The 25,660-nt window shown below is 66.7% G+C and carries 26 protein-coding genes and 2 tRNA genes; 12 read left to right on the forward strand and 16 right to left on the reverse strand.

Going from position 1 to position 25,660, the window contains the following annotated elements; translation table 11 throughout:
- The first annotated feature begins 51 nt into the window (after window positions 1–51).
- A complete protein-coding gene (locus UAJ10_RS19930) occupies window positions 52–261 on the forward strand; it encodes a TrbI/VirB10 family protein (protein WP_463667868.1) in 210 nt (69 codons plus the stop codon).
- Between the two features lies 1 nt (window position 262).
- Entirely contained in the window at window positions 263–484 is a 222-nt protein-coding gene (locus tag UAJ10_RS19935; RefSeq protein ID WP_322916972.1) for a DUF2274 domain-containing protein, read from the forward strand.
- Between the two features lie 47 nt (window positions 485–531).
- Here UAJ10_RS19935 and UAJ10_RS19940 read toward each other — a convergent pair whose 3' ends face one another.
- The 6 genes from UAJ10_RS19940 to UAJ10_RS19965 form a co-directional block, all read right to left on the reverse strand.
- Entirely contained in the window at window positions 532–1,440 is a 909-nt protein-coding gene (locus UAJ10_RS19940; RefSeq protein ID WP_322916973.1) for a LysR family transcriptional regulator, read from the reverse strand.
- Between the two features lie 146 nt (window positions 1,441–1,586).
- On the reverse strand, window positions 1,587–2,000 hold the full coding sequence (locus UAJ10_RS19945; RefSeq protein WP_322916975.1) for a nuclear transport factor 2 family protein: 414 nt from the start codon (window positions 1,998–2,000) through the stop codon (window positions 1,587–1,589).
- Window positions 2,001–2,043: 43 nt separating this feature from the next.
- The gene (locus UAJ10_RS19950; protein ID WP_322916976.1) at window positions 2,044–2,463 is read right to left on the reverse strand and encodes a nuclear transport factor 2 family protein; all 420 of its coding nucleotides are present in this window, start codon (window positions 2,461–2,463) and stop codon (window positions 2,044–2,046) included.
- Window positions 2,464–2,504: 41 nt separating this feature from the next.
- Window positions 2,505–3,125 carry an NADPH-dependent F420 reductase gene (locus UAJ10_RS19955; protein ID WP_322916977.1) on the reverse strand — a complete coding sequence of 207 codons (621 nt, stop codon included), beginning with the start codon at window positions 3,123–3,125 and terminating at the stop codon, window positions 2,505–2,507.
- Between the two features lie 64 nt (window positions 3,126–3,189).
- Window positions 3,190–4,131, reverse strand: a complete 942-nt coding sequence (locus UAJ10_RS19960) for an SDR family oxidoreductase (RefSeq protein WP_322916978.1) — start codon at window positions 4,129–4,131, stop codon at window positions 3,190–3,192.
- Between the two features lie 46 nt (window positions 4,132–4,177).
- Complete coding sequence (locus tag UAJ10_RS19965) at window positions 4,178–4,834, reverse strand: NADPH-dependent F420 reductase (RefSeq protein WP_322916979.1); 657 nt, start codon at window positions 4,832–4,834, stop codon at window positions 4,178–4,180.
- A gap of 99 nt (window positions 4,835–4,933) precedes the next feature.
- Between UAJ10_RS19965 and UAJ10_RS19970 the strand changes: the two genes are divergently transcribed.
- Together UAJ10_RS19970 and UAJ10_RS19975 are read left to right on the forward strand one after the other, a co-directional pair.
- Complete coding sequence (locus UAJ10_RS19970) at window positions 4,934–5,494, forward strand: TetR/AcrR family transcriptional regulator (protein WP_322916980.1); 561 nt, start codon at window positions 4,934–4,936, stop codon at window positions 5,492–5,494.
- A 398-nt stretch (window positions 5,495–5,892) separates the two neighbouring features.
- A complete protein-coding gene (locus UAJ10_RS19975; protein ID WP_081797723.1) occupies window positions 5,893–6,177 on the forward strand; it encodes a helix-turn-helix transcriptional regulator in 285 nt (94 codons plus the stop codon).
- Here the strand turns inward: UAJ10_RS19975 and UAJ10_RS19980 are convergent.
- Window positions 6,143–7,399: a tyrosine-type recombinase/integrase gene (locus UAJ10_RS19980; RefSeq protein WP_322916981.1), complete on the reverse strand. Its 1,257-nt coding sequence runs from the start codon at window positions 7,397–7,399 to the stop codon at window positions 6,143–6,145. The two genes, UAJ10_RS19975 and UAJ10_RS19980, sit on opposite strands and share 35 nt — an antisense overlap.
- A gap of 293 nt (window positions 7,400–7,692) precedes the next feature.
- Window positions 7,693–9,255: a glutamine-hydrolyzing GMP synthase gene (gene guaA / locus UAJ10_RS19985; protein ID WP_322916982.1), complete on the reverse strand. Its 1,563-nt coding sequence runs from the start codon at window positions 9,253–9,255 to the stop codon at window positions 7,693–7,695.
- Window positions 9,256–9,532: 277 nt separating this feature from the next.
- Between guaA and UAJ10_RS19990 the strand changes: the two genes are divergently transcribed.
- The gene (locus UAJ10_RS19990) at window positions 9,533–10,249 is read left to right on the forward strand and encodes a GNAT family N-acetyltransferase (protein WP_322916983.1); all 717 of its coding nucleotides are present in this window, start codon (window positions 9,533–9,535) and stop codon (window positions 10,247–10,249) included.
- 51 nt (window positions 10,250–10,300) lie between these two features.
- Here the strand turns inward: UAJ10_RS19990 and UAJ10_RS19995 are convergent, their stop codons facing one another.
- The 5 genes from UAJ10_RS19995 to UAJ10_RS20015 form a co-directional block, all read right to left on the reverse strand.
- Complete coding sequence (locus UAJ10_RS19995) at window positions 10,301–10,885, reverse strand: GNAT family N-acetyltransferase (RefSeq protein WP_322916984.1); 585 nt, start codon at window positions 10,883–10,885, stop codon at window positions 10,301–10,303.
- Between the two features lie 131 nt (window positions 10,886–11,016).
- The gene (locus UAJ10_RS20000; RefSeq protein WP_322916985.1) at window positions 11,017–12,402 is read right to left on the reverse strand and encodes an RsmB/NOP family class I SAM-dependent RNA methyltransferase; all 1,386 of its coding nucleotides are present in this window, start codon (window positions 12,400–12,402) and stop codon (window positions 11,017–11,019) included.
- Window positions 12,403–12,681: 279 nt separating this feature from the next.
- On the reverse strand, window positions 12,682–14,157 hold the full coding sequence (gene guaB / locus UAJ10_RS20005; protein ID WP_322916986.1) for an IMP dehydrogenase: 1,476 nt from the start codon (window positions 14,155–14,157) through the stop codon (window positions 12,682–12,684).
- Window positions 14,158–14,390: 233 nt separating this feature from the next.
- A complete protein-coding gene (locus tag UAJ10_RS20010) occupies window positions 14,391–15,119 on the reverse strand; it encodes an RlmE family RNA methyltransferase (RefSeq protein WP_322916987.1) in 729 nt (242 codons plus the stop codon).
- A gap of 135 nt (window positions 15,120–15,254) precedes the next feature.
- A complete protein-coding gene (locus UAJ10_RS20015) occupies window positions 15,255–16,289 on the reverse strand; it encodes a Ppx/GppA phosphatase family protein (protein WP_322916988.1) in 1,035 nt (344 codons plus the stop codon).
- 399 nt (window positions 16,290–16,688) lie between these two features.
- Between UAJ10_RS20015 and UAJ10_RS20020 the strand changes: the two genes are divergently transcribed.
- The 6 genes from UAJ10_RS20020 (at window position 16,689) to UAJ10_RS20045 (ending at window position 21,709) form a co-directional block, all read left to right on the forward strand.
- Window positions 16,689–16,762: transfer RNA gene (locus tag UAJ10_RS20020), tRNA-Gln, on the forward strand.
- Window positions 16,763–16,832: 70 nt separating this feature from the next.
- A tRNA-Gln gene (locus UAJ10_RS20025) sits at window positions 16,833–16,906 on the forward strand.
- Between the two features lie 133 nt (window positions 16,907–17,039).
- A complete protein-coding gene (locus UAJ10_RS20030; RefSeq protein WP_322916989.1) occupies window positions 17,040–17,306 on the forward strand; it encodes an AbrB/MazE/SpoVT family DNA-binding domain-containing protein in 267 nt (88 codons plus the stop codon).
- Window positions 17,303–17,716, forward strand: a complete 414-nt coding sequence (locus tag UAJ10_RS20035; RefSeq protein WP_322916990.1) for a type II toxin-antitoxin system VapC family toxin — start codon at window positions 17,303–17,305, stop codon at window positions 17,714–17,716. Before UAJ10_RS20030 ends, UAJ10_RS20035 begins: the two co-directional genes overlap by 4 nt.
- 180 nt (window positions 17,717–17,896) lie before the next feature.
- Complete coding sequence (locus tag UAJ10_RS20040) at window positions 17,897–19,633, forward strand: ankyrin repeat domain-containing protein (protein ID WP_322916991.1); 1,737 nt, start codon at window positions 17,897–17,899, stop codon at window positions 19,631–19,633.
- A gap of 45 nt (window positions 19,634–19,678) precedes the next feature.
- Window positions 19,679–21,709, forward strand: a complete 2,031-nt coding sequence (locus tag UAJ10_RS20045) for a M13 family metallopeptidase (protein ID WP_322916992.1) — start codon at window positions 19,679–19,681, stop codon at window positions 21,707–21,709.
- A gap of 4 nt (window positions 21,710–21,713) precedes the next feature.
- On the opposite strand, the gene UAJ10_RS20050 is transcribed toward UAJ10_RS20045, so the two are convergent.
- The 3 genes from UAJ10_RS20050 to UAJ10_RS20060 form a co-directional block, all read right to left on the reverse strand.
- Window positions 21,714–22,541 (reverse strand): NAD-dependent epimerase/dehydratase family protein, encoded by an 828-nt coding sequence (locus UAJ10_RS20050; protein ID WP_322916993.1) that lies wholly within the window; start codon window positions 22,539–22,541, stop codon window positions 21,714–21,716.
- Between the two features lie 89 nt (window positions 22,542–22,630).
- Window positions 22,631–23,482, reverse strand: a complete 852-nt coding sequence (locus UAJ10_RS20055) for a 2,4-didehydro-3-deoxy-L-rhamnonate hydrolase (RefSeq protein ID WP_322916994.1) — start codon at window positions 23,480–23,482, stop codon at window positions 22,631–22,633.
- 151 nt (window positions 23,483–23,633) lie between these two features.
- Window positions 23,634–24,533 carry a LysR family transcriptional regulator gene (locus tag UAJ10_RS20060; RefSeq protein WP_322916995.1) on the reverse strand — a complete coding sequence of 300 codons (900 nt, stop codon included), beginning with the start codon at window positions 24,531–24,533 and terminating at the stop codon, window positions 23,634–23,636.
- Window positions 24,534–24,630: 97 nt separating this feature from the next.
- Between UAJ10_RS20060 and UAJ10_RS20065 the strand changes: the two genes are divergently transcribed.
- Window positions 24,631–25,605: an NAD-dependent epimerase/dehydratase family protein gene (locus UAJ10_RS20065; RefSeq protein WP_322916996.1), complete on the forward strand. Its 975-nt coding sequence runs from the start codon at window positions 24,631–24,633 to the stop codon at window positions 25,603–25,605.
- Window positions 25,606–25,660: the final 55 nt, after the last annotated feature.

The following is a 25,660-nucleotide window of genomic DNA, read 5'->3' on the forward strand; positions in this document are numbered from 1 at the left end:
AGGGGGCGACTGTCAGGGGATAACCATCTCTGTACAGCCGGCCTCTCGACGCTGCTCAGCGTCGGCGCCGAACTCGCCACCAATGACGACGACCGGCTGATCCAGGCGATCCGAAACGGCGGCCAAGACACGTTCAACGACGCAGGGCAACAGATCATTCGCCGCCAGCTCAACATCGCGCCGACCTTGACGATCCGACCAGGTTTCCCCGTCCGTGTCATCGTCACCCACGACCTAATTCTCGAACCCTACGGAGGCTGAGATGACCAAACTCAAGCTCGGTGCAATCGCCGACGACAAGCCGATCAAGGTGGCAGTCGAGTTGCCTGCGGCGCTGCACCGGGATCTTGTCGCCTACGCCGAGGTCCTAGCCCGTGAGACGGGACAACCGGTCTCCGATCCAGCGAAACTCATAGCACCGATGGTACAGCGTTTCATCGTCACCGACCGCGGCTTTGCGAAGGCGCGACGCCAACGCTCTTGACGACGCCTGAGTCTTCAGGCTGCAAACAACGGCCTGTTTGTACTATTTCAGCATCTTGTCTTCATGCGTCGCTCAAGACCCATTTTTATCAAGAACTTAAGCGCGGGATTCTGATTGCCCGATGACCAGACGGCGCTGAACGAGAACGTATTGCATCTTTCAGCGATCGGGACAAATCGAACGCCGGGATGGATGGTACCGCCGGCCGGGCTTGTGGCGAGAGTTGCTCCAAATCCCTGCGCAACCATTCCCAGCAAATTATCGCAACTGATATGCTGTACCGAAATCCTCGGGCGAACTCCTGAGCCTGTTAATTGCCTTACCAGATAATCTTCGATGTCGGGACCTCCAGCGTCTGCCGTCACAACAAACGACTCTTGTCCAACATCGTCCCACGTGACCTCCTTCAAGGAAGCAATTGCGTGCCACGCAGGAACGGCGACATAGACTTTCTCATCCCACAGCCTCTCAGCTCGGCACCCCGGCAATTGTAGAGAGGCAAGCGTGAAGGCTACGTCGAGCCTTCCATTAAGCAGGCCACTGATGCTTGTTTCAGTCGTTCCTTCCTCGAAACGAACTTCAATGCCGGGAAATCGACGATGGTAATCCGCGATCAGTTCGGCGAGAAACCCGTTGGCAAGGCAGGCTGTTAACCCGACGCGGATCATTCCTGTCGATCCGCGTTTGACCTGAGCGGCTATATCCACGGCTTGGTTAAGATGCTTAGCGCCGATTGCCGCGTCCCTTAGGAAGCGTTCGCCGGCAGGCGTCACCCGCGCGCCTGAGCCATGCCTTTCAAACAGCGGCATGCCAATTCGCCGCTCCAGTATCTGGATGCGCCGACTGACAGTAGACTGTGACACCGAGAGCATTTCTGCGGTGCGCCGGAAGCTACCATACTCTGCAGCGAGAAGCGCATAACGCAAGTAACGCAGATCAAAGGCGATGTCCGGCACTATCGATTCCTTCTCGAGATCGGCGGAGACACTCGATCCTCATGAAGGCTAGCCATCACGGACGGCGCCTTGTAACACCGGATGGATTTCGCCTGGACGTTTTCGGACTTGGACGACATCGCGAATTGCCGCGTCGCATCCCTCGGTTATGGGGCGGAGTCAGCCCGCATCTCCGAGGCCCGCGCCAACGCTTGCGTATCGATATACTCTCGGATGTTCTTCACCTTGCCATCTCGAATAGTGATAGCCCAGGCCCAATGGTCCTCGAACGTCTTGTTAGTGGCCTTAACTTTTCCGGTGGCAAAGCCGATGACAAGAACTCGGTTTCCCTGCGCCACGTATTCGCGCGGTTCTGCGGACGTTTCCATCGCCTTTGATGCCGTCTCAAGCAAATTCGTCAGTCCCGCGCGGCCGCGGTGCGTGCCGGCCAACGGCCAATCCTCGCCTGGAATGATCCACTCGATGTCGTTGGCTACCAGCGCCAGCAAACCCTCCCTATCGCCGCGGCCGATCGCGGCGAAGAAGTCTTTTACCGTTTGAACATTCTCTTCAATGCTCATCGGGCATCTCCTTATTATTTATGGCTACCGCTTGGTGTTGGCGTCAGCCGACACCAAGCTGCTTTTGCATTACAGAAACCATGTTGTAGCAATGAAACGATATGACGTTCCCGCCTGCGCAGTGAAAGACATCACAAGTCGGGACGTCTATCACCTTGCCGGTAGGGGCTAGAGTTCCCGAGGCAAGGGCTAGTTCGCCCTTGTGCATACCCCGAGTTGCGAGTTCGACAACGATGACTTCTCCCGCGACGTAGATGCTAAGCAACTCGCGGTGGACGTCTGGAAAAGCCTTTGCAAAACCGGCGATGGACTCGCCGATCGCCTCGCCACGAAACTCAACGCTGGAAGGAACATCTCGCATGTATCCGTCGTCGGAGAACATGGAGACGAACTTCTTCGGGTCCGTGCCTAGCCCCTCTGCCGCAGCGTAGAGTTCTCGGATGATTTTCTCGTTGTCAGTCATTTCTTGGCTTGTCCGTCGTAATGGCCATGGCGCCGCTACAATCAGCCGACGTCGACTCGCATGGCGAAGTCCCAAGTGCCGGCGCCGTTCTTCGCCAGACTGATCATCATCAGGCCGAGAGCTTCGAGCGACTGCGCCATGTGGAGGCCGCCGACATCCAGCGGACGCAGCCCGAGGCTTTCCAGAAAGGTCGAAACGCGCTCTTTCACCTTTGCGTCGTCGGCCGCGAAGAAGGCATCCAGGCGCCCGCCCTTGGCAAGGACGTGCCCGAAGATGGTGTTGAACGCCTTTACAACTTGGGTGCCCCCGGGAAGGCCCTTGGCGATTTCCTGTGCGCCGGAACTGCCATCGGGGGTGAGGAGGCCCGAGAGGTCGGGGGCGGCCGAGTTAGTGATGTCGATGATCACTTTGCCGCCGAGTGCGCCGCCGTAGTCGGCCACCACCGCTGCCGCGCTGGAGTACGGCACAGCAAGGATGACAATATCGCCAGCGGGCACCGCGCCATACGTCCCTGTCCTCGCTCCAGAGCCAAGCTTGTCGGCCAGGGCCTTAGCCTTGGCCGTGTCGCGGCCGATTACCTCGACAGCGTGTCCCGCCTTGGCGGAGCGGCCGGCGATCGCAGCGGCCATGCCTCCTGATCCGATGATGCTGATAGTACTCATATGCTCTATCCTCGTGTTTGTGGTTTCGCCGAGGTCGTGATGACCTGGCGCACCCGACAGCCCATCAGGCGGCGGGGAAGTAATGGCTGTTGTCCAGATCGGCGAGCAGGCGGGGTTGTGTGGGCTCCCAGCCAAGCGTTTGGCGGGTGATGAGGTTGGACGCCGGAAGGTCCAGCGTGACCAAATTCGCGAGGAATCCGAAGTATCCCGGCAGCATCAGCACATCTAAGGGAATGCTGACGGCGGGCACTCCCAGACGGGTGCCGATGGCCTCGGCGATCTCGCGGAACTCGATACCGTCGCCCTCGACCCCGTGCCACGCTCTACCGGCCGGCCCCTTCTCCAAGGCCAAGCGGAACAGGGAGGCGAGGTCACGACTATGCACTGCCGGCCACAGGTTCGTGCCGTCGCCGGGATAGCCGACAACGCCCTTCTCCTTCGCCAGCCCGATCAGCACCGGGAGAAAGCCGGCATTGTCGGTCGTGCTGTGCGCAATAGGAGAAATCCGAACGACCGAGGATCGCACGCCCCGCTCCGCGAGGCCGATTACAGTTGTTTCTACGATATTGCGGACTCGCAGAGTGCCCTTGTACCGATCCCCGCCCGGAAGGGCCGGATCTTCCTCAGTGGCTGGCCTGCCCAGGCCTTCCCAGCCAGGCGAGCCAATGCTTCCCGACACGACCAGCGGCTTTCCTGTGTCGGCCAGCGCGTCGCCATATGCGAGCATGATCTCGGTTTCCGCAGCGGCGACGGCGTTCAGGCCGCCGGACGGGAGCAGGTCTTGCCGGTGCGCGACGTGAATGACGCCATCGGACTCCTCCGCCGCCGCCTTAAGCCCATCGAGGTCCGAAATATCCCCGCGACGTACCTTAGCGCCTTGGGCAGACACCGCCGCCGCCGCCGTGTCCGACCGGACCAGGGCGGTGACTTCATGGCCGGCTGCGATGAGATCTGAGATGATGTACGGACCGATGTGGCCGGTCCCACCAGTGACGAAAACGCGCATATTCATTGTTCCTTTTAGGCAGAGTGAGAAATGGGACGGGGTTTGGTCAGCCGGGAAGGCTGACACCGATCGAGAAGTTGGCGTGCTTGATGGAGTGGGTCATAAGGCCCAGCCACAACATGCAGGCGTGCTCTAGCGTCCACGCCGTGGTCAGCGGTCCGACATCCATTGGGCGCAGTCCCAGACTCTCAGCGAACGCCGAAACGCGCGCCTTCGCTTGTGGGGCGTCTCCAGCGATGAACACGTCCAACGCATGGCCCCCGACCGAGCCGACAGCCAGGGCCTGCGAAGGTACCGTGTTGAAGGCTTTGACGACTTCCGCACCCGGGGGGGCCGCCTTGGCGATCTCCTGCGCGCCGAAACTGCTTTTGGGGAACAGGAAGCCCGAGAAATCGGATTTGATGGGGTTGGTGATGTCCACCAGGAGCTTGTCAGCCAGCCCTTCGCCGTAATGTTTCATCACGTCCAGAACGGCTAAATAGGGAACTGCCAGAACGACGATGTCCCCGGCCGGGCCGGCGCCGAATGTTCCGATCGTCGCGCGGGCTCCGATCCGATCGGCCAGCGCCTGCGCCTTGGACGGATCGCGGCTCATCACCTCGACGGTGTGCCCGGCCTTAGCAGCAAGGCCGCCGATGGCGGAGGCCATCCCGCCTGATCCGATGATGCTGACAACGCTTGTATTGGGCGTCTCTATTTCCATTGGCACACACACGCTCTATATCTTGTGGATCAGTGATCCGAATCATTTGGATCAGTGATCCACATATACGGATCAGTGGTCCAATTATCAAGAGTGCCCATGCGAGCCGACGCCAGAAAAAATTACAGCCATATCCTCACAATCGCGCGCGAGGCTGTGGCCGAGCACGGTAGCGACGTGTCGATGCGTGACATTGCCCGCCGCGCTGAGGTCGGGTTGGCTACGCTGTTGCGCCATTTCCCAACCCGAGAAGCATTGTTCGAAGCACTGGTATGTACGGACCTGGACGCACTGACGCAGAGGGCGGACGAACTTGAAAGGTCGAATTCGCCTGACGCGCTTCTGTCCTGGTTTCGTGAATGGATTGCATTCGCCCGAGGCTATCGGGGCGTTGTCACGATGATGGCGGGCGCCCACACGAACCCGGACTCCGCTCTTTATGCTTCATGCGCAGCCGTGCATTCAGCGAGTGCGCGGTTACTTCACCGTGCACAGGCCGAAGGTACCGCGCGCGTCGACATGAACGGGGATGACCTGTTTGCCCTGATGACGGCTATCGGCTGGGCGGTCGATCAGCCATCATTCACGCCACGGGCGGATCATCTCGTCCACCTCGTTATGGGGGCCATCCTGATTAATCGCATCGGCATCAACACGTAGGCACCGCTGTGACTCAGACCGCCGTTGGACCAAAATAGCACCCAACCTTCTCGGTCGACGCACTGACGGATCTCAGCATAGTGGACTACAATCCGGCGAAGGAAGCGGACGCAGATAAGGCAGATAAGATCGCCTCGCAGATTGGTAGGCGTCGAGTTGCCGGCGGGCTACGAGAAGTAGCATGCATTAGGTGGCTAAATCGTGATTGAACAGTTGGCGAGACTCGTCTGTGGTTCAGCCTGATTGAACATAGCTGGCGACTTGCTCGCGGCACCTTGGGAACGAGTGCCCCGCCGATGTGTACGCTACAGCCCGAAATTGCCGCACGCCCATCCGAAAGGGCTTCCAGCTCCGGCCTCTATCGTTCTCTATCGCCGATAATGCGAAGGAGATAGAGCATGAGGTACGACCAACAGGTAACTATCCGAAAAACCATCAGACGCCATCAGTTGCGTGAGATGGTGCCGCTGGCTGACAGCACGATCTATGAGATGGAGCAGCGTGGCGAATTCCCCCAACGCTTTGCACTCTCGCCACGTTGCATCGTGTGGGACCTCGCCGAAGTCGAGGCTTGGCTGACGGCACGGCGGACTGCTCCGATCCGTCGCGCTCAACACCCCGACGTTACCAAGCGCAAATCCCGTCCAGTCAAAGGGCGGGATCAAGCTCCATCAAGGGCATAGCTGGCGGCAAGAGCGTTGGCACATGCTTCCTACCCTCTACCCAGGCGTCAACGATATCGGCCCACTCCTGCATCATATGGCGGCGCTGCACCTCATATTCCGCCTTGTTGTAAACACCGCGCGAGGAGCGCCCGTCCTCGTGCGCCAAGCATTTCTCGATCCAGTCTCGATTGAAACCTAACTCGTTCAACAGGGTCGATCCTGTTCGCCGCAGATCGTGGACCGTGAACGGTTCGAGCGGCAGCCCATCTTGCTTAGCCTGCTCCACAACCGAATAGGTGACGCGGTTGAATGTCGCTCGAGACATTGGAGCATCGGCGTCATAGCGCGAGGGCAGCAGATACCGCGAGTTGCCGGCGCAGGTCTTGAGCGCAATCATGATGTCGAGAGTTTGGCGACACAGATAGACGTTGTGCGCCTTCGACCGCTTCATGCGCTCCTTAGGAATCGTCCAAACGGCGTTTTCGAAGTCGACCTCATCCCATACCGCGTCCTGCAATTCGCTCTTGCGCACCATCGTCAACAGGAACAGCCGCATCCCTAGGCGAATCGTCGGCAGCGTGGCTACCTTTTCCAACTCTTTCAGCATCACCCGGATTTCGGCCGGCGATAGAGACCGATCCTTTGGCGTGAATGTCGCGATCGATGCGGGGCCTACGTCATCGGCCGGATTGGCAACCTTCTCGCCATGCAAGATCGCGAAGCCATAGATCTGCTTCAGGATATCCCGGACATGGATCGCCGTCGCCGGCGCGCCGCGATCAACGATCTTACCGCATTGGGCGCGAAGATCGTCTGGCGTGATCTCCGTGAGAAGGCGGTTGCGCCAGACTGGCAGTAGCTCACGCTCGAAAATGGAGCGACGCATCGCTCGGGTGCTGTCCGCCATCGGTGCATTCACCAGCCATTTTTCGCCGAACTCGCCGAAGCTCTTCGCTTCCTTGATACGACGCTTTTCGCGCTGCTTCTCAATGGCTGGCGACCGGCCCTCGCTGATCGCTCGCTTCGCATCCAGGCAGAGCTCCCGGGCCCGTGCCAGCGAGATTCCGTCTCGCCCGTATTTGCCCAGGTAGACCGTCTCGCGCCGCCCATTCAGCCGATAGTCCAGCCTGAACGAGAGGGCGCCTGACGGTGCGACCCGCACATACATGCCGTCGCGATCCGTCACCTTGTACATTTTCTCTTTAGGTTTCAGCGCCTTGATCGCTGCATCCGTCAACATGCTACGCCACCTCCAAAAAGTACCGTCACGCGGTTTTGGGGGGCTCTCGTCGGAAAAGTCTGCGTATTGTCAGCAGCTTAGCGTAAAAAAAAGTACCGTCAGGAGCCTCATCTCTCCTGACGGTACTTCCAAATTTCGCCACGATCAATATGACCAAGGGCCGTCAACGGGGCCGCCGGCTCCGATCTCTGCCCACCGATAGACATCGATAGATCACGGTAGGAAAATTTATTTTTATCAGTGGGTTATGCCGTACTCTAGCGTAGTTTCGGATACGCCCGGATAGGCAAAAATCATTCCCACTCGATAGTGCCCGGCGGCTTGCTGGTGATGTCGTAGGTCACGCGGTTGATGCCGCGCACCTCGTTGATGATGCGGGTGGCCACGCGGCCCAGGAACTCGTGGCTGAAGGGGTAGTAGTCGGCGGTCATGCCGTCGACCGAGGTGACGGCGCGCAGGGCGCAGGCGTAGTCGTAGGAGCGGCCGTCGCCCATCACGCCGACGGTGCGCACGGGCAGCAGCACGGCGAAGGCCTGCCAGATGACGTCGTACAGGCCGGCGTTGCGGATTTCCTCCAGGTAGACCGTGTCGGCCTTGCGCAGGATCTCCAGCTTCTCGGGCGTGATCTCGCCGGGGATGCGGATGGCCAGGCCCGGGCCCGGGAAGGGGTGGCGGCCGATGAAGGCCTTGGGCAGGCCCAGCTCCACGCCCAGGCGCCGCACCTCATCCTTGAACAGCTCGCGCAGCGGTTCCACCAGCTTCAGATTCATGCGTTCCGGCAGGCCGCCCACATTGTGGTGTGACTTGATGGTGACGCTGGGGCCGCCGGTGAAGCTGACGCTTTCGATCACGTCGGGATAGAGCGTGCCCTGGGCCAGGAAGCCGGCGCCGCCGATCTTCTTGGCCTCGGCATCGAAGATCTCGATGAAGGTGGCGCCGATGGTCTTGCGCTTCACCTCCGGGTCGCTGACGCCGGCCAACTTGCCCAGGAACAGGTCGGCCGCGTCCACATGCACCAGTGGGATGTTGTAGTGGTCGCGGAACAGCGTCACCACCTCGTCCGCCTCACCGGCGCGCATCAGGCCGGTGTCGACGAAGATGCAGGTCAGCTGGTCGCCGATGGCCTCATGGATCAGCACGGCGGCGACGGAGCTGTCGACACCGCCGGACAGGCCGCAGATGACCTTGCCGGTGCCCACCTGGGCGCGGATCTTCTCGATGGCCTGGGCCTTGAAGGCGGCCATGGTCCAGCTGCCCGACAGGCCGGAGACGGAGAACAGGAAGTTGCGGATCAGCGCGTCGCCATGCGGGGTGTGCACCACCTCGGGATGGAACTGCACGGCGTAGAAGCGGCGGGTGTCGTCGGCGATGATGGCGTAGGGCGCGCCCTCGCTGGTCGCCACGATGCGGAAGCCCTCGGGCAGCTTGGCGACGCGGTCGCCATGGCTCATCCACACCTGCTCGCGGGCCCCCACCTGCCACACGCCCTCGAACAGGGCGCAGGGCTCCTTCACGTCGACGAAGGCGCGGCCGAACTCCCGCGTCTCGCCCGGCTCGACCTTGCCGCCCAGCTGCTCACACATCGTCTGCTGGCCGTAGCAGATGCCCAGCACGGGCACGCCCTTGGTGAAGACGATGCCGGGCGCGCGGGGGCTGCCCTCTTCCGTCACCGACGCCGGGCTGCCCGACAGGATGATGGCCTTGGGCCCATAGGCCTGGATGGCCGCCTCGGTCATGGAATAGGGGTGGATCTCGCAGTACACCCCCGCCTCGCGCACCCGCCGGGCGATGAGCTGGGTCACCTGCGACCCGAAATCGAGAATGAGGACCCGATCGGACGTCGTCTCTGTGGCCATGGGCTTATCCCTATCATTGGGGGTTGCGAGGGTGGCCGCACGCTAGTCCAAGGCACCCCGGCACGGCAAGCGCCGGACAGGCAAGGGGCCCCCGCGCCGAACGCGGGAGAACGGGCCGGCCGGAATTTGAGCTAATGTCCCTCACCCGGCAGCTCCGATACCGAAGTCAGCCAGGAGGACCGGGGTGATCGAGGCCGTGCCGAAGGAAGGCCGCGCCTATGAATTAGCAACAGGCCCTTGCGTCTTGGCGAGACTATCCCCATCCATAGCGAAACTGATGGGGAACCCCGCCGTGGCCGACCTGACCCTGCTCGACAACCCCGTCTGGAACGCGGTGACCTCGGCGCATCGGCCCCTGGGCCAGGTGCGCGGCCTGGCCGCCCGCTACCAGGACGACATCTCCCCCCTCGCCGGCTTGGCCGAACCCACGGCGGCGGCGCTGGCCGATCTGGCCGCCCTGGTGCCGTCGGGCCGGGGCGTCGGCGTGGTCAGCCCGGTGGCGTTGGACATTTCCGCCACAGATTGGCCAACCAGAGACTGGCAGGTGCTGCGCGCGCGGGAGGTCGACCAGATGGTGTGCGAGACCCTGACGCCCCAGCCCACGGTTTCCCTGATCCGCCTGACGACGGACGACGTGCCCGACATGGTCGACCTGGCCAAGCGGACGGAGCCCGGACCCTTTCTGGACGGCACCATCCGCATGGGCGCCTATTTCGGCCTGCGCGGCGACGATGGGCGGCTGATGGCCATGACCGGCCAGCGCATGCGCCTGCCGGGCCTGCGCGAGGTCAGCGCCGTCTGCACCGACCCGGATTTTCGCGGCCGGGGTCTAGCCCTGGCCCTGGTCGGCGCCGTGGCCGCCGGCATCGTCGCGGAGGGCGAGACGCCCTTCCTGCACGTGAAGACGGAGAACGAGGGCGCCAAGCGGGTCTATGAGAAGCTGGGCTTCCGCGTGCGGCGGGCGGTGCATTTCATCGTCTTGCGGCGAAACTGAGAACGCGCGGCAATGGATGCCCCACCGGCGCCCGACACGAACGAAAGCCCCTCACCCCTCGCTGTAGGATGACAGCCGCGCCAGGGGGGCCAGGTCCAGCCAGCCGTAGGCGACCTCGGTCAGGCGGGCGCCGGCGAAGGTGATGGGCTGCTCGGCCAGGCGGCTGCCGCCCAGACGCTCATAGAACCAGCGGGCGGGGTTGTCGCGCAGCACCCAGACGCAGGCCGAGCGCATGCCGGACCTCAGCAGCTCGGTCGCCATGGCGGCCATCAGGCGGCGGCCGTGGCCCTGGTTCTGGGCGTGGTCATAAAGGTAGATGGCGTAGAACTCGCCCTCATACCCCCGCATCTCGGTGCGCTGGGGGCCGCAGGTGGCGAAGCCCACCACGCCTGTGGCCGGCAAGCCGTCGGCGGCGATGTTCTCCCCCATGGCCACGAAGGTGCGGCGCTGGCGCCCGGCCAACAGGCCGCGCCAGCGCGCGGCATGCGCCTCGGGCGACAGGCCCACCAGGTAATCGTCGGGCAATTGCCCCGGATAGGTCGTGCGCCAGCTGGCGACATGGACGCGGGCGATGGCCGCGGCGTCCGCCACCGTGGCAGGCCGCACCAAACCGATTTCCGCCGGACCGTGAGCCATGGGCCGCCCCTCGTTCCCGTTACCGTCCCCACCATCCTGCCGCAGAAGCGCGCGCCCCGCCAGAGGGGGACGCGCCAAACGGAACCCAAACGGAACATGGATGGTGCGGACAGGCCAGGATCGGCCGGGCGTCAGGCCTCGGCGGCGTCCTCGCCAGCCTCTTCCGCCTCCGGCTCGTCAGCGGCGGCCGCGGCGGCTGCCTCCTTGCGCACCATGACGGCGGCGAAGAAGCCGTCGGTGTCATGGCGGGCCGGCGACAGCGACAGCATGCCGTTGGTGCTGGGGGGGGTGCCCATGCCCGTGGGCCACGCCTCGGTGATGGGCAGCAGGGTGAAGTCCGGATGGCTGGCCAGGAAGCCCGCCACCTGGTCCTGGTTCTCCTCCGGCAACAGGGAGCAGGTGGCATAAACCAGGCGGCCGCCGGGCCGCACGAGGCGGGCGGCGCTGTCCAGGATTTCGGCCTGCAAGGGCAGCAGCTCCGACAGGCCCGGGCCTAGCTGGCGCCAGCGGGCGTCGGGGTTGCGGCGCCAGGTGCCGGTGCCGCTGCAGGGCGCGTCCACCACCACGCGGTCGAAGCGGCCCTTGTGCCGCTTCACCCAGGGGTCACGGGCGGACTTGATGGGCCGCGTCTCGATATTGTGCAGGCCGGCCCGGCGGAACCGCTCCTGCGCGCGCTTCAGCCGGCCGTCCAGCACGTCGCAGGCGACGACCCGGCCCTTGTTGTTCATCATGGCGGCGATGGCCAGCGTCTTGCCGCCGGCGCCGGCGCAGAAATCCACCACCTGCTGGCCCGGCTGCGGGTTGGCGGCGAAGGCCACCAGTTGCGAGCCCTCGTCCTGGATTTCCAGCAGGCCGTCCTGGAAGGCCTTCAGCGTGGCGATGGGGAAGCGGTTGCGCACCCGGATGCCCAGGGCGGAAATGCGCGTGGGCTCCGCCTGCACGCCGGCCTTGGCCAAGGCCGCCAGCGCCTGCTCACGCGTGCCCTTCACCGGGTTCACGCGCAGGTCCATGGGGGCCGCCCCCAGCATGGCCTGCATCTCCGGCACGAAACGATCACCCAGGGCGTTGCGCAGGGTATCCGCCGCCCAGTCCGGCACCTCCGCCACCACGGCGTCCGGCTGCTGCGGATGGTCCAGCGTGTGGGTCTCCAGCGCCTGGATCAAGGCGCGCTCGTGCGCCTCCAGCGGCGCCGGCGCGAACTTGCCGCCGTTGAAATGCTCCGCCACCGAAGACGCGCCGCGGCCCCGGGTCAGCAGCTCATCGGCGATCAGCAGGGCGCGCGCGTCCACCGCCGGCTGGCCCTCACCACCATAACCGGCACGGTTCAGCCACCAGTGCAGGCGGGCCCAGCGGCGCAGGATGCCGTAGACCTTCTCCGCCACGTCGGTGCGGTCCTTGGCGCCGATATAGCGGCGCGCGCGGAAAAAGGCGCTGGCCACGGCATCGGCGGGGCGCGGCGTGGCCAGGACTTCCGTGAGAAGGTCGATGGCCGCCTGCAGGCGGGCGGTCGGGGTCATGGTGTACTTTCTTAATGCCTCAAACGCCGGCGGGCGCATCCGCGCCCTTGGCTTATCCTCAGTTTCCAGTCCGCTTCGCTCCCCCGGAAACTTCCGGCGGCCGCAGTCGCAGCCTACGACATTTTCCTCAAACGCCGGCGGGCCATCCGGCCCTTGGCTCATCCTCGGTTTCCAGTCCGCTACGCTCCCCGGAAACCTCCGGCGGCTGCGGTCGCAGCCTACAGCGGCATGAAGGTCTCATGCCGCTGTGGAGCGGGCGGGCAGAAACGCCGTCCGAAATCAACCCGGACGGTAGTTCGGCGACTCGTTGGTGATCTGGATGTCGTGGACGTGGCTTTCGCGCAGGCCCGCGTTGGTGATGCGCACGAAGCGGCAGTTCTGCTGCATCTCCGGCAGGGTGGCGTTGCCGGTGTAGCCCATGGCCGCGCGCAGGCCGCCCACCAGTTGGTGGATGACGCTGCCCACGGGGCCCTTGTACGGCACGCGGCCTTCCACGCCCTCGGGCACCAGCTTCAGGGTGTTGGTGACCTCGGCCTGGAAGTAGCGGTCGGCGGAGCCGCGGGCCATGGCGCCCACCGAGCCCATGCCGCGATAGCTCTTGTAGCTGCGGCCCTGGTACAGGATGACCTCGCCCGGGCTTTCGTCCGTGCCGGCGAACATGCTGCCCAGCATGGCAACGTCGGCGCCGGCGGCGATGGCCTTGGCCAGGTCGCCGGAATACTTGATGCCGCCGTCGGCGATGACGGGAATGCCGCGCTCACGGCACGCGTCCACCACGTCCATCACGGCGGTCAGCTGTGGCACGCCCACGCCGGCGACGATGCGGGTGGTGCAGATGCTGCCTGGGCCGATGCCCACCTTGATGGCGTCCGCGCCGGCGTCGATCAGGGCGCGGGCGGCGTCACCGGTGGCGACGTTGCCGGCGATGACCTGGGTGTAATTCGACAGGGCGCGGGCGGCGCGCACCTGGTCGGCCACCTTGCTGGAGTGGCCATGGGCGGTGTCGACCACCAGGACGTCAACGCCAGCGTCGAACAACGCTTCAGCGCGGGCCAGGCCGTCCGGGCCGGTGCCGGTGGCGGCGGCCACGCGCAGGCGGCCCTTCTCATCCTTGCAGGCGTTGGGGTGCGACTGCGCCTTCTCGATGTCCTTCACCGTGATCAGGCCGATGCAGCGGTAGCTGTCGTCCACCACCAGCAGCTTTTCAATGCGGTGGGTGTGCAGCAGGCGCTTGGCCTCGTCCTTGCCCACGCCCTCGCGCACCGTCACCAGGTTCTGGTGGGTCATCAACTCGGACACGGGCTGGTGCGGGTTGGTGGCGAAGCGCACGTCGCGGTTGGTCAGGATGCCCACCAACTTGCCGGCGGCGCCGTTCTCCACCACCGGAATGCCGGAGATGCGGTAGCGGGCCATCAGGCCCAGGGCATCGGCCAGGGTGGCGTCGGCGGCGATGGTGATGGGGTTCACCACCATGCCGGACTCGAAACGCTTCACCCGGCGCACTTCCTCGGCCTGGCGCTCGATATCCATGTTGCGGTGGATCACGCCCATGCCGCCGGCCTGGGCCATGGCGATGGCCAAGGCCGATTCCGTCACGGTGTCCATGGCGGCGGACATCAGGGGGATGCCCAGTTCGATGGTCTTGGTCAGCCGCGTGCGGGTATCCACCTCGGCCGGCATCACGCTGGACGCCGCGGGCTCCAGCAAGACGTCGTCGAAGGTCAGGGCTTCGCGGATTTGGAGCGCACGGGTCATGAACCATCTCCCTAGGCGGGCCGGCCATGGGACGTAGGCGGGCCCGGGCGTCAGATACGGGTATGGGACGACCCGTCCGCCCCCACACATGGGGCCGGCCGCGTCATCCAGGGCTTAAGGTTCGATGCACTATACACGCGGGCCGTCGGTTGTGAACCCACCAGATATGGGTCAAATCCGCGATGGCAGGCCTGCGTTAGCCTCACCCCTCACAGGGTGGAAAGGGTAGGGATTCAGTCCTCGTCACCCTCGGCGGCGTCATCGTCCCGCCGGGTGGTCGTGCCACGGAAGCCGGTGGCGACGACATAGGTTTCCGAGCTGTCGGCCCGGCTGGCCGGCGGCTTGGCGTGGCGGACCACGGCGAAGTCGCGCTTCAGCAGGTCCAGCAGGCTGCGTTCCGCCCCGCCCTGGAACAGCTTGGCCACGAAGGCGCCGCCGGGGGCCAGCACCTCGGCCGCGAAGGCGTAGGCCGCGTCGGCCAGGGCCATGATGCGCAAATGGTCGGTCTTGGGATGGCCGGTGGTGGGGGCCGCCATGTCGGACAGCACCACGTCGGCGGGGCCGCCCAGGGCCGCCTTCAGCTGGTCCGGCGCCTCGGGCAACAGGAAGTCCATCTGCATGGTGATGGCGCCGGGCACGTCCTCCATGCCCAGGATGTCCAGGCCCACGACCTTGGCGCCGCGCACCTTCTCCACCGCCACCTGGGTCCAGCCGCCGGGGGCGGCACCCAGATCCACCACGCGGGTGCCGGGCTTGAGCAGGTGGTACTTCTCATCCAGCTGCAGCAGCTTGAAGGCCGCGCGTGAGCGATAGCCACGCTTCTTGGCCTCCGCCACATACGGATCGTTCAGCTGGCGCTCCAGCCAGCGGGCCGAGGAGACGGAGCGCTTGGCCGCCGTCTTCACGCGCACGGTCAGGCCGCGACCGCTGAGCTGGCTGCCGGAACCTTTGGACTTGGTCATGGTGAACACCCGGTTTGGCGGACCGGGCCCACGGCCCCGTCATCTCTCGGCATCGATTCGAAGCGGCGCATATTGGTGCCACCACGCCCAAAGGCAAGCGAAACCTCAGCCCCGGCCGCGCTTGGCGGCCATGAACTAACCGCGTCCGCGCGTGGCGGCCATGAGCTCCGTCAGGATCCCCTCGCGCACACCCCGGTCGGCGATGCGCAAATTCTCCACCGGCCAGCGTTCCCAGATGGCCTCCAGCACGGCGCAGCCGGCGATGACCAGGTCGGCCCGGTCATGGCCGATGCAGGGATGGGCGGAGCGGCCTGCATAATCGAGGCACAGCAGCGACTTGCTGATGGCCCGCGCCTCCTCCAGGCCCAGCCAGGAACCGTCGACCTGCGACCGGTCATAGCGGGTCAGGCCCAGGCGGATACCGGCCAGGGTGGTGACGGTGCCGGAGGTGCCCAGCATCTGCACCCGGCCGGCCGCGACCTCGCGCCGGATGTCGTTGCGGGCGTCGAAGTCGGCCAGCGCGGCGCCCACCGTGTCCACCATGCCGCGATAGGCCTCGGGCAGCACGCGGTCGCCGCCGAAGGTCTCCGTCAGGCTGACGACGCCCTGGGGCACGGAAACCTGGTCGATCAGGGTGGGCCGGCCCCGGTTGAAGGACAGCCACATGATCTCGGTGGAGCCGCCGCCGATGTCGAACACCAGGGCGCGGGGGATGCGGCGGTTCAGCAGGGCGGCGCAACCGGCCAGCGCCAGCCGCGCCTCCTCCTCCGCCGTGATGATCTCGATGCGGATGCCGGTCTCTTCCGCCACGCGGTCGATGAAGGTGCCGCAGTTGGCGGCGCGGCGGCAGGCCTCCGTCGCCACGGCGCGCACGTCGGTGACGCCGCGCCGGCGCATCTTGTTGCCGCAGATCTTCAGGGCCGCCACGGTGCGGGCCATGGCCTCGTCCGACAGGGCGTTGGTGCGGCTGAGCCCCTCCCCCAGCCGCACGATGCGGGAGAAGGCGTCGATGATGCGAAAGCCCTCCCGCCCGGGGCGGGCGATCAACAGGCGGCAGTTGTTGGTGCCAAGGTCCAACGCGGCCAGAACCGGCCGCCGCACAGGCTCACCCGGACCAGCGCCCCGGGGGGCGCGGGTTTCCGGCAGGGGCTGAACGCCCGTCTCACTCATCGCCGAACCAGCCTTTTCCGTCACACCCGGCGGACACGCCCGTCAGGCACGGCCACCAGGTACGCCCCCTCGGGGGCATCATCGCCGCAAAGCCGGCACCCGGTCAGCCGCCCTGGACCGGATGGTCTTCGGGGGCGCCCCGGCGCCGCTGCGGCACACGGGTATTACTCTAGACTATGAGAGCGCCGCCGCACCACCACCCTCGCGCACGCGTCTGCGCCCCGCAATTCGACCATGGATGGGCCTTGCATCGCTGTTTCGCCCCACCGTTCCCAGGCGCCGCCCCCTGACCGCACCGTCAAAAAAATTCCAAGAAAGGGCTACACATCCCCAAAGAGGGGTGTTATAAGCCGCGCCGTCCGACGGACATGGAGGCAAGCGCCGCCGCGTTCGTTCTGCTGGGGGATCGTCTAGCGGTAGGACTACGGACTCTGACTCCGTCAACCTTGGTTCGAATCCAAGTCCCCCAGCCAATTTCTTCCGCGACAGCTCCGCTTGCCTGAGCACCGGCGCCCATCCAGGCGCCATCGCGGCCCGTCCTGCTGGGGGATCGTCTAGCGGTAGGACTACGGACTCTGACTCCGTCAACCTTGGTTCGAATCCAAGTCCCCCAGCCAAACGGCTTTCAATTCAGCACTTGTAATAAAGTTATCGCGCCGTATGGCTTGTCGCCGCGACGGCGCTCGGAAACTTGCTCCACATTGCGGCCCTTCAGGGGATATGCCAGGCTATTCCAGAAGGAGTTGCACCATGTCCCACAGCATCATCGGCAAATGGGGAAAGAACCTCGCCATCCGTGTGCCCATGGACGTGGCGCGTGTCACCGGCCTGATGGATGGCGAGAAGGTGGACGTGGAGATTCAAGATGGCGATCTGATCATACGCCGCCAAGCCAACCACATCCGAGCCCGGGAAGACGCGGCGGCGGCCGCGGCCGAAATCATGGCCGAAAGCCGCCACCACTCATTGGGTTCCACATCGATACGGGAGTTGCTCGACGAGGGCAGAAGGGAATGAGCGTCGTCCTGGACGCTTCCATGGCCATCGCGTGGCTCTTTGACGATGAGCGTACGGCATCAGCACATACGGTAATGCTGCGCGTGGTTACCGAAGGCGCCTTTGTTCCCGCCCTATGGCGGCTCGAGGTCGCCAATGTTCTGAGGAATGCCGTCAGACGAGGCCGATGTGATGAAGCGTATGTCGACCGGTCGCTTACCCGGCTAGGTCGCATGGCCATTCAAAGCGACGAAGAAACCGACCGCCATGCGTGGCGCACCACCCGGCGACTGGCACGAGAAGAGGATTTGACCCTGTATGACGCCGCCTACCTTGAACTGGCTATGCGGCGGGGATTCCCTTTGGCTTCCTGTGATGCCGCCTTGATCGCCGCAGCGAAGCGGCGTGGTTTGCAGATCCTGTCGGCCTGACGAACCGTTGACATCCGGCGGCGTTCGACGTCTTCTCAATGCCAGTGCGCATTGGGGCGCCACCTGTCCGCGGCAAGGGGGCCTGGCCTCCACCCAGTCGGTTTCGACCGTATCTCACATATCCCTTCTTCCGGCCCCATGAAGCGGACATCGGGCGATATTCGGAAGGAAGGTCATTCCATGTCTTCTCACACCCCGTCATCCCGCACCTTGGGGACCCGCACCACCGTCGACGGCCTGCGCCGCGAGGCCAAGCGCTGGCTGAAGGCGATCGGCGCCGGTGAGGCCGACGCCGTCGCGCGCTTCCTCATGGTGTTCCCCGGTCATGCCACGGCGCCCAAGCTGCGCGAGGTGCAGCACGCCCTGGCGCGCGAGCATGGCTTTCCCACCTGGGCCGCCCTGACGCAGGAGGTGACCGACCGCGCCCGAACCCTGGAGGAGCGCGTCCGCCTGTTCCTGGAGAAGGCGGTCAACCGCTACGGCACCGATCCCGCCACCCGGAAATGGGGCGACTATGAGCGCGATGGCGGCAACCGGGGCATCGTGGCCGCCCGCCTGCTGGCGCGGCATCCGGAGATCGCACGGGCCAGCATCCACACCGCCGTGGTGGCGCATGACCTGGACGCGGTGCGCGCCTTCCTGGCCAAGGACCCCGGACTGGCGCGCGATCGCAGCGATTTTGATGGCTGGACGCCCCTGGCCCACTTGGCCTATGCCCGCCTGCCCCTGGAGGCCGCCCTGGAGACCGACGCGCTGGCCATCGCCACCCTGCTGCTGGACGCCGGCGCCGACCCGGACGCCGGCTGGTCGAACAGTCCCGAGTTCACGCCCCTGGTCGGGGTCATCGGCGACGGTGAAGGCGGCCAGGCCCCCCACCCTCAGGCCGAGGCCTTCGCCCGCCTGCTGATCGACCGCGGCGCCGACCCGCTGGCGGCCCAGGCCCTGTACAACACCTCGCTGCGGGAGGATTCCACCTTCTGGCTGGAGTTCCTGTGGGCGGAATCGGCCCGGCGGGGAGAGACGTCCAAGTGGACCGGCCCCGCGCCCGAGGCCCTGGGCGGGGAAAAGTCCCGTAGCGCCGTCGCCTATTTGCTGGGCAACGCGGTGGCCAGCGACCACCCGCGCCGCGCGGAATGGCTGCTGGAGCATGGCGCCAAGGCCGACGACGTCAACTTCTACTCCCGCCAGCCGGTCATGAAGCATGCCGTCATGGGTGGCCACGCCGACATGGTGGACCTGCTGGTGCGCCACGGCGCGGCGCGTCCGCAGCTGACCGAGGACGAGGCGTTCGTGACCGCCGTCGCCACGGGCGACACCGCCGCCCTGCGCCGGCTGGCCCAGGCGCATCCGGAGTTCCTACGCTCCATCGCCCCGGTGAAGGTCGCCCTCAACACCGGCCGCGCCGACATGGTGGCGGCCCTGCTGGATCTGGGCATGTCGCCCGACGTGGCCGACGACCACAACTGCCGCGCCCTGCATTTCGCCGCCCATGCCGGCGCGGTGGAGGTGGCGCGGCTGCTGATCGCCCGGGGCGCGGAGGTCGATCCCTTCGACGGGCGCTATGGCGGCAGCCCCCTCACCCACGCCCTCTATCATGGGCAGTGGGACATGGTGGACTTCCTGGCCGGGCACAGCCGCAATTTCCGCGGACTATGCCTCGCCGGCAAGGTCGACCGGCTGCGGGAATTGCTGACCGAGGAGCCTGACCGCTCCAACCGCCAGGACCGGCCGGGCGAGCCCGCCCTGTTCCGCCTGCCGGACGATCCGGAGACGGCGGTGGAGGTGGCGGAACTGCTGCTGTCCTTCGGCGCCGACCCCACCTTCCGCAACCCCCTGGGCCAAACACCGGCCGAGGCCGCCCGCCGCCGGGGCCTGGACGATGCCGCCGACGTGATCGAGATGGCGGCGGAGGGGTAGAACCCCGTTAGAATGGTGTCCCCTTCCCGCCGGTGGTGGCAGCCGATGCGCCTTCCCGTCCTTGTCCTCTGCCTGCTCATGGCGATGCCCGCAGCGGCGGTCGCCCGGCCATCGCCCTGGCCGGGCGGCGCGCCGGAGGTCGACCCGGGCCAGGATTTCTTCCGCCACGCCAATGGCGGCTGGCTGGACGAGGTGGCCATAGCGCCGGACCGCCCCGGCTATTCCACCGCCACCCAGCTGACCGAAACCGCCGAGGCCCGGGTGCATGAGCTGCTGGAGGCCGCCGCCCAGGCCGGGGCGCCGGCGGACGGCGAGACGGCGCAGGTGGGCGCCTACTATGCCGCCTTCATGGATGAGGCGCGGGCGCAGTCGCTGGGCGGGCGGCCCCTGCACGCCGACCTGATGCGGCTGCGCCTGGCCGCCACCCGCACCGCGCTGGCGGAGGTGATGGGCCAGGCCACCGCCAGCCTGCACGGCTCCTGGTTCCAGCTGTCGGTGGATCGCGACAGCCGCGACGCCTCGCGCCACGCCCTGTACCTGGGCCAGGGCGGGCTGGGTGGCCTGGACCGGGCCTTTTACACCGAGGCCGGCAACGCGCCCCGTCGCGCGGCCTATCGCGCCTACATCGCGCGGCTGTTGACCCTGGCGGGATGGCCGCAGGCGGACTCGCGGGCCGAGGACATCCTGGCGCTGGAGACGAAAATCGCCACCGCCAGCTGGACCCCGGCGCAGCAGCGGGACGAACGGGCCATCTACAACCCCATGACGCCGGCGCAGCTGGCGCGCGGGGCGCCCGGTTTCCCCTGGGCGGACTATCTGGCCGCCGCCGGATTGGGCGGGGCGGACCGCATCGTCGTGGTGGAACGCACCGCCGTGCCGGCCCTGGCGCACCTGTTCGCCGTCACGCCCCTGCCGGTGCTGCGCGCCTGGGCCGCCTTTCACCTGGTGGACAACGCGGCGCCGTTCCTGGCCAAGGAGTATGCGGACGCCTGGTTCGACCTGCATGGCCGCACGGTGGAGGGCAAGCAGGCGCCACCGCCCCGCTGGCGCCAGGCCCTGGCCCAGGTGTCGGGCGGCGGCTGGAAGGACATGGCCCACAGCCGTGGCGCCCTGGGCGACGCGGTGGGGCGGCTTTACACCGCGCGCTGGTTCGACCGGCAGGCGCAAGCCACGCTGGCCGCGTTGGTCGATCGGCTCAAGGCCACGGTGAAGACGCGCATCGCCGCCTCCGCCTGGATGTCGGGACAGGCCAAGGCCGAGGCGACGCGCAAGGTCGACGCCTACCGCGTCCTGATCGGCGCGCCGGCCACGGGCGACCGGTACGACGGCCTGGTCATGCGCCGGGACGACCTGTACGGCGACGTGGTGCGGGCCACGGCCTTCGCCTGGGCGCGGGACCGGCGCCGGCTGGCACTGCCGGTGGACCCGCAGGCTTGGGCCATCACGCCACAGACGGTGAACGCCTATAATGACGGCGCAGCCCTGACGGTGGTGTTCACGGCCGCCCTGCTGCAGCCGCCCGCCTTTGACGCCAAGGCCGATCTGGCGGTCATTTACGGCGGCATCGGGGCCATCATCGGGCACGAGCTGACCCATGCCTTCGACGACCAAGGCCGCCTGTTCGACGCGGCGGGCCACGCCCGCGATTGGTGGACCAAGGCGGACACGGCCCGCTTCACGGCGCTGGCCGACCGCCTGGTCGGCCTATACGGCGCCTGCCAGGTGGCGCCCGGGCTGACGGTCGATGGCCGCCTGACCCTGGGGGAAAATCTGGCCGACGTGGGCGGCCTGCAACTAGCGTTCGAGGCCTATCACGCCGCCCTGGCCGAGGGGGAGGCGCCCGTCGTCAACGGCCTGACGGGCGACCAGCGCTTCTTCCTGGCGTTCGCGCAGCTGCGCCGGGGCAAGCGCCGGCCGGAAGCCCTGCGCAACGATGTCGCCAACGATCCCCACACCCCGGACGGCTGCCGCGTGAACCAGGCCGTGCGCAACGTCGACGGCTGGTACCAGGCCTTTGGCGTGGGGCCGGGCGCCCCCCTCTATCTGCGGCCGGAAGACAGGGTGCGGATCTGGTAAGCGCTCAGAGCCGCGAGAAGTCGAAGCGCGGGCGGAAGCCCAGCACGGCGGCGGCACGGCCGGCATCGTAGACGCGGTCCAGCCGAGCCGGCAGGGCCCAGCCCCGGCGGTCGAAAAGGGCCGCCACCCGAGGCAGGCGGGCGCGGATCAGGCCCGCCGCGTCCGTGGCCAGCGCCCCCGCCTCCTCCCGCCGGAAGGGGGTGAGGGCGGAGATGACGAAGGTGCCGGAGACGGTCCCCGCCGCCGCGTGCACATGGGCCGCCGCCGCGTCGGCCATGCTGAGCCCCCGGTGCAGGCGGTAGGCGGCGCGCGCGGGCGGGGCCTCGCGGAAGCAGCGGGCGATGCGCAGGACGGCCAGGCCCCGGGGAAAGACGGACCCAGCCTGGACGCACAGGTCCTCGGCCGCCCGCTTGGTCTGGTCATAGATGTCGCGTGGCCGGACGGGCGTGTCCTCGTCCACCCAGACCAGGCCGCCCGGCGGCGGCACCAGGCTGTGACCGTAGAGGGAGGTGGTGGAGGTGTAGACGACGCGCCCCACCCCGGCCTCGGCCGCCAGGCGCAGCAGCGCCGCCGTCGCCTGGACATTCACGCGGTGAAAATCGGCATCCGGCACCTGGCCCACCTGGGGCGCGTGCAGGGCCGCCACATGGATGACCGCGTCCTGGCCCTCAAGGGCCCGTGCCAGCGCGTCATCATCCGCCACATCGGCCAGGATGGCGGTGGTGGTTTCCGCCCGGATGTCCAGCCCCGTCATCGCCCAACCGCGCGCCAGCCCCCGGCGCACGATGGCGGCGCCCAGCGGGCCGGAGGAACCGGTGACCAGGATGCGCATGCGGTCTTTCCCCAAGGACAGGGGCTCCAAAAAGAAACGGGGGACAGATTTCCCCGTCCCCCGTTTTACCACTGATCGGCCCGAAAGGCTTAGCGGCGCCAGGCCACGACCGTCTGCTGCTGCGTGCCCAGCAGGTCGGAGCCCAGGCGCATGACGTCGCCGGCCTTCAGGTACACCGGCTCCGGCTTCACGCCCATGCCCACGCCCGGCGGGGTGCCGGTGGTGATCAGGTCTCCCGGCTGCAGGGTGATGAAGCGGCTGATGTAGCTGACCAGCGTCGCCACGCCGAAGATCATGGTGTTGGTGTTGCCCGTCTGGCGGCGGGCGCCGTTCACGTCCAGCCACAGATCGATGTTCTGCGGGTCGGCGATCTCGTCCGCCGTCACCAGCCAGGGGCCGACGGGGCCGAAGGTGTCGCAGCCCTTGCCCTTGTCCCAGGTGCCGCCGCGCTCGATCTGGTACTCACGCTCCGACACGTCGTTGACCAGGACGTAGCCGGCCACGTGGCCCAGGGCGTCGGCCTCATCAACGTAGCGGGCGGTCTTGCCGATGACGATGCCCAGCTCCACCTCCCAGTCGCTTTTCACGCTGTCCTTAGGCAGCACGACGTCGTCGTTGGGGCCGTTCAGGCAGCTGATGGCCTTGGTGAACAGCACCGGCTCCTTGGGCAGGGGCAGGTTGGATTCGGCGGCGTGGTCGGCGTAGTTCAGGCCCACGGCCAGGAACTTGGCGATGCCGGTGTAGGGCACGCCCAGGCGCGGGCTGCCGGACACCACCGGCAGACTGGCGATGTCCAGCGCCGCCAGGGCGGCCAGGCCCTCAGCCGACAGCTGGGCGGGACCGATGTCGGCCACATGGCCCGACAGGTCGCGGATCTGGCCGGCGGCGTCCAGCAGGCCGGGTTTCTCCTGGCCCACCGGGCCGTAACGCAGCAGCTTCATGGGGAAGTCCTACCCTTGAATTAGAAGGCGTATGTTAGCGCCCGCAGTTTTCTTCCAACCTGACACCGCTGGCAATGCCGATCCTTTCATGGCGCGGCGGCGGCGCCGGGACTTGACGCCGCAGGTTGGCGGTAAGCCTTGGCGCGCAGGCTCATTGCCCGGTCCGGATGTAGGCCGCCAGGCCTAGGGCCAGATGGTCGTACAGCAGGCGCACCCGGCGGCTGGACTTCAGATCCGGATGCATGACCAGCCAGGTGTCGAGGGTGATGCGCAGGGCGCCGGGCAGCAGGTGCACCAGATCCGGGTCGCGCCGGGCCAGCCCCAGCTGGCAGATGCCAATGCCGATGCCGGCGCGGATGGCGGCCAGCTGCGCCACGTCGCTGTCGGCGCGGAAGGCGAAGCGGTCCCGGCCATAGTAAATCCCCTGGGCGCGCAGCGCCCGGATGGCCGCCGTTTCGGTATCGAAACCAATAAGACTGTGCCGCCCCACGTCTTCCATCGAGGTGGGCGTCCCGGCCCATTCCAGGTAACGGCAGTGGGCGTGCAGGCCCAGGGGGATCACGCCCAGGTGGCGGGCCACCAGCGCGCCCTGCGTGGGCCGCACCATGCGGACGGCGATGTCGGCGTCACGGCGCAGCACATCCTCCATCTCGTTCGACAGCGACACCTCGATCGCCACCTTGGGGTGATCGCGGCGGAAGTCCGCCAGGATGGGGGGCAGCACCTCCACCCCCATCACCTCACTGGCGGTCACCCGCACACTGCCCGCCACCTCATCCGCCGGCCCCGACGCCGTGCGCAGCAGCGCGGCGGCGGCGGCGGCCATCACCTCGGCATGGCCGCGCAGTTCCAGCGCGGTGGCGGTGGGGGTGAGCCCCTGGGGGGAGCGGGTGAAGAGGGCGGCGCCCAGCGCGCGTTCCAACTCCTCCACATGACGGCCGACGCTGGGCTGGGTCAGCCCCAGCACGCGCCCCGCCGCCGACAGGCTGCCCTCACGCAGCACCGCCAGGAAGGAGCGGTAGAGTTCCCAGCCGGGTTCCTGCTTAGTCATAGATTTATGTATATCGGCTCAACGGCATTGCGCAATTCCGTTTAACCCCCCGGCCCGTCACCTTCCTGGCATCGCACTGACGCGGACGGAGGAAAAGATGGCGAAGACGAACGGCAAGACGGTCCTGGTGGTCGGGGCCAAGGGTGGGGTGGGTGGTGCCGTGGCGGCCCGCCTGCTGGTCGATGGCTGGACGGTGAAGGCCCTGGCCCGGGGGCGGGGCGGCCGCGCCGACTTGGCCACCGCCCAATGGATCCAGGGCGACGCCATGAACGCGGCCGACGTGGCCCGGGCCGCCGCTGGCGCGGACGTGATCGTCCATGCCGTGAACCCGCCCGGCTACAAGGACTGGGACAAGCTGGTGCTGCCCATGCTGGACAACACCATCGCCGCCGCCAAGGCCGTCGGCGCCCGCATCGTGCTGCCCGGCACGGTCTATAATTACGGGCCGGACGCCCTGCCCAACCTCACGGAAGACTCGCCGCAGAACCCCGTCACGGTGAAGGGCGGCATCCGCATGGCCCTGGAACGGCGGTTGCGCCAGGCCTCGCAAGAGGGCGCCCGCGTCCTGATCCTGCGTTGCGGCGACTTCTTCGGGCCCCATGCAGGCAACAACTGGTTCGGCCAAGGGCTGGTGAAGCCGGGCAAGGCGGTGACCGCCATTCCCTACCCCGGCCCGCAGGCGGTCGGCCACGCCTGGGCCTACCTGCCCGACGTGGCGGAGACGGTGGCCCGCCTGCTGGCCCGCGAAAGCGAGTTGGCCGCTTTCGAAAGCTTCCACTTCGGCGGCCACTGGCTGGAGCCGGGCGTGGAAATGGCCCGCGCCATCCAGCGCGTGGTTGCGGCGCGCGGCGGCGGCACCCCCAGGATCACCACCTTTCCCTGGTGGCTGGTCACCCTGGCGTCCCCTTTCGTCACTGTGTTCCGCGAAATGCGGGAGATGCGCTACCTGTGGCAGCGGCCGGTGCGGCTGGAGAACGCCAAGCTCAAGGCTTTCCTGGGCGCCGAACCGCACACGCCGCTGGACCAGGCGGTGGCGGTGGCATTGACGGATTTAGGGTGCCTGCCAATGTGACGCAGGGTCCGGGCTGGACAAACGTACCTGCTTTCACCATCAAATTTTTATTGGA

This window comes from Nitrospirillum guaranorum (assembly GCF_034653275.1).
Classification (GTDB): domain Bacteria; phylum Pseudomonadota; class Alphaproteobacteria; order Azospirillales; family Azospirillaceae; genus Nitrospirillum.